Source organism: Paenibacillus sp. P4_A7 (assembly GCF_056402455.1).
The window spans coordinates 1-4,008 of the sequence record NZ_JBFUHJ010000487.1 but is presented as its reverse complement, the minus strand read 5'-3'; the positions used below and the strand labels follow the sequence as shown (position 1 = coordinate 4,008).

The following is a 4,008-nucleotide window of genomic DNA, read 5'->3' as shown; positions in this document are numbered from 1 at the left end:
TTCCTATTCCCTCACTTATCTGAACTGTTGTTCTAATATAAGAATAGCAGATTACGCACATTATGAAAGTAGCTTTATTTCATTGTTCAAAACTACCCTAAAAAACACTCCTCACGATTATCGCAAAAAGTCGCATCGTGCCTTATAAGAGAGCGTTTACTAGAATAATAACGTGTAAATTTGCGTTAGCCGCAGATTTCCGTATACTAGTAGATAGGAATCATTCAGGAGCTACTTACTAATCGAGGTGACATGGTGGACGAATTGAAACAAGCCTATGAGACTATGGGGTTGCAGGAATTTGCTGCGAAAGAAGAAGTAGAGAAACGTTATACGCTATTAATGCGTCAAGCACGTACCAGAACAATGAAGAATGACTCAGGGGAAGCTGTGGACTCTTTTGAGGATATTACAAAAGCTTATCGAACTATTTTAGAGTATGAGGATCGGAAAATAACCGATGCGTTCAACGAACAAGAATACGGGAAATACAAGAAAATGGCTGGAAAAGCTCAGAAAATGGATCACTTTTGGCGTTATTACAGATTTCATACACTTGGCGCCATAGCTGCAGTAGCACTCATTATTTATGGGATTATTAGCTTCGTCGATTATCGTGAAGAACAGGCGCGACTTGCTAGCTTGCCTCCTATCGATCTAAATGTGTCGCTTATGGGCAATTACATGCTGGAGGAAGGCACTCCTAAAGAAGAGCCTATTGAGAAGGCACTTTTGGCGGCGTTTCCCGAATGGAAGAGATTTGCCTCAACGTTAACATTTGTTCCACCCGATGAGCAGTCTCAATATGCATATATGCAGAAAGCTGTCCTTATATTAGCCACGGAGCATCCTGATGTGTATATTATGGATCGCAATATTTTTAAATGGATCGGTGTACAGGGTGTTCTAACTAATATGGACGAAGCGGTTGAAGGCGAGTTAAAGCCTTTGATAAAAGACGAACTTTTGTTGAAGCTCAAAACGGACGAGGATACAACGGAGCATGTTTATGGTATTGATTTAACTAAGAGTAAGCTTGCCGATGATCTTCCACTTTATAAGACGGACATGATTATCGGTATTCGTGGGAATGCCAAAAATCCAGAAAAAGCTGTCGCCTTTATTAAAAAATATTTAGAGACAATTAAGTAATAGACAATTTAAAAGATCAAAGGTCTGCACGCATGGTCATTATTTCGACCTCGTGCAGACCTTTTTTGTCGCTATTATGGTTGATGTGTGTGTTTCATGCTTCTTCACGCTTTAACAGCGGGCAGCGGTCTCCCTTCGATCACATGCAAAACACCATCTTGACAAACACCATACGATTCCCACGGACAGGTCGCACATAAATGGCTGATGTCAGCTGGTACAATCTTATCCGCTATTTCGTTGCAAATATCTTGCCAGCTGCCGCGCGCACCAGTTACTAGACCTAGCTTCAGCAAAACAGCATCATCTACATGATGAACGGTTCCGTTGCAATGATTCGCTTTATCCGTTGGATACTTTGCACAAATGTCATCCGGCCCAGCTACAATTTCCACCTCGGCCTCCGGCGTTGTTCTAAGTGTTTCATAGATTTGCGTCATATTGGCACAAAAATCAGCCGAGTATCCCATTCCACGATACCCCAATAAACAAAGTAAATGATGGCCTCTCAATCGAATTGTCATGATCAGTATGTCTCCTTACCTAAAAAAAATAGCCTATATGTCAACCATTTTATCACATCAAAAAGTTAACATATATAGTGGAGTTTATAACCTCACTTGTTACAAAAAGAGAACCCGCTCATCTGCGGTAAGGAATATCGGGTCCAACTTCTTCATGATGAGTCAACGAGCCTCTAGTCAAATTATAACTCAACCGTTGTTCACCGGTTTCCTCCCCTTTTCGCCAACGCTCGATAAAATGAACCAGATACCGCTCCTTTTGAGCGGTTAGTTCAATCGCAGTTTCCCTCTCCACTTGATAACCCTCTACTTCAAGCTGGATTTTGCCAATTTCATCAGGAAATAGATCGGTGACTGTGCCTTCTCCTGCAGTAGCAAATTGCAAGGCATCCTCAGCGGTAAAAGGCGGTTTGGGCGGTGCTGTTACTTGTATCGAAATAATAAGCACAGTATATAGAAAAAGGGGTATTCCGATTAAAGTAATAACTATTCCTTTCTTCATTCGGGGCTCTATCCAACGGAACAAACGATCGAGCATGAAAAAGATGATCGCCGCTGAGCCGCCCATAATACTAAATAAAGAGGCTTGGAAGATGATACCGAAGAACCCCCCGAAGAAAACATGAAGAAATCCCGATAACAGCCATTCTCTCGGCCCAGCGATCTTCAGATTAATCGACATATACTCAAGAAGAAATGACACAAGAATACCATAAATAAAAGTACTTGGAACCACATACATCGAGATGACAAACGTCCAGCTCAGAAAATCTGAGGCTGCGTGCCAATTCCCTTCTTTCCCCGGTACTGGATAGGAAACAAATGAAAAACTAGCCATCATTATAATGATCCAAGAAGTAAAATAAGCACTAATACATTTTCTAATGAGCAAGTTTAGCCCCCCTAGTTCGGCGCAATTCTGAACGGTTCTTTGTTACCCCCATCGTATCTAATCCTCTTATGTGACAACAGTTCTATCTTTTATAGTACCTTCATTACCCGAGAACTATATTCAAAAGGCAAATTTAGATGTTATATTATACGCGAATTGAATAACTATTAAAAAAATCAAAATAAGGAATTAGGAGGTATTTATGAAAAAAATTCGCTCGACCATACCGTTTTTCATCTTTTTTGGATTGCTAGTTATGATTTCATTGCCACTTACTGCTCACGCACAAGAAGAAATCCCTAGATCAGCAGCATTAACAAACCATATGGAAATCACCCTTTCCTCTCTGGAAGACAGGACAATAGTTGGCGACCAGATGTACTTAGGTGTTCACGTCTCCTTTACGAGGTACCCTATCGCAAAAGTTACCGCGCAGGTTGAACAACTCACCTTAAATCTCGATTCATGTAGTTTGAGCACAACATGCTGGAAAGGAAACATGAATCTTGAATCCTTACCCATAGGAGAAAAAGATGTTTTCATCACCGCTTTCGATACAATGGGAAATTCAGTCACTATAAAAGTTCACGTCATATTGAAAGCAGATATTACACCGCCAATCATCTCAAATGTATACCCTGCAGATGGCCAACTTATTTCTGAGACAAAGACAAGCATATCCGCGGGTATTAGGGATGACGGATTAGGACTTAGCTCGTACGATTTTTTAATTGATGACCGTCCACTTGAAGTAAATTATATGCACGGACACGTTTTTACTTATATTTATGATTTGAAGAACGGTCCCCACACTTATAAAATCCGCGCCACGGACAAAGCCGGCAACCAATCAGAATATTCAGGGACCTTCTACGTTAAAACATCCTTGTGGCCAGAAGGAAGCCATATAACCGCATCAAATTTTACCTGGAATTCGCTTACTTTATCGTGGTCTCCTGCGGAAGGAAGCAAGAGCTATCGGATTTATGCCGACCAGAGGCTAATAGGTACGGTGGATGGAAATGTAAACTCGTATCATGTAACAGAGCTGAACTCTGCTACCACTTACGGCTTTCAAGTGCAAGCTGAGTTCCCTGATGGCGGTTGGACGACAGATGGACCCTATGAATTTATTGAAACGCCTTTGCGGATCGATCCTCCGGTTATTTCGGGCGTATATCCGAGCAGCTTAGAAATACTGACGTCAGACCAGCTGATTATCTCGGCCAAAATAACGGATAGACCTTTTGGATTTTTCTATGGCGTAATTACAGTTAAAGTCGATGGTCAAAAGGTTCTGAACAGCTACAACAGGCAAACGGAGACGATGACCGCAGCAACCCTGGAATTACAGGACGGTTATCATTCTCTTGAAATCATTGCCACGAATTTATACGGAGGTTCAAGTGAATACTCAAGCAGCTTCACAATCCAGAAACC

At 41.5% G+C, this 4,008-nt stretch carries 4 protein-coding genes; 2 read left to right on the top strand and 2 right to left on the bottom strand.

Translation table 11 applies throughout. The annotated features are described in order from the left end of the window. The first annotated feature begins 252 nt into the window (after positions 1–252). Positions 253–1,152 (top strand): J domain-containing protein, encoded by a 900-nt coding sequence (locus tag AC1DWN_RS29395; RefSeq protein ID WP_477562427.1) that lies wholly within the window; start codon positions 253–255, stop codon positions 1,150–1,152. Positions 1,153–1,256: 104 nt separating this feature from the next. On the opposite strand, the gene AC1DWN_RS29390 is transcribed toward AC1DWN_RS29395, so the two are convergent. Beyond that, positions 1,257–1,676, bottom strand: coding sequence for a DUF1284 domain-containing protein (locus AC1DWN_RS29390; protein WP_477562426.1), 420 nt, complete (start codon positions 1,674–1,676; stop codon positions 1,257–1,259). A 118-nt stretch (positions 1,677–1,794) separates the two neighbouring features. After that, entirely contained in the window at positions 1,795–2,568 is a 774-nt protein-coding gene (locus AC1DWN_RS29385; protein ID WP_477562425.1) for a hypothetical protein, read from the bottom strand. Positions 2,569–2,770: 202 nt separating this feature from the next. Between AC1DWN_RS29385 and AC1DWN_RS29380 the strand changes: the two genes are divergently transcribed. Then, positions 2,771–4,008: fibronectin type III domain-containing protein (locus tag AC1DWN_RS29380; protein WP_477562424.1), on the top strand; the 1,238-nt coding region annotated here is incomplete at its 3' end.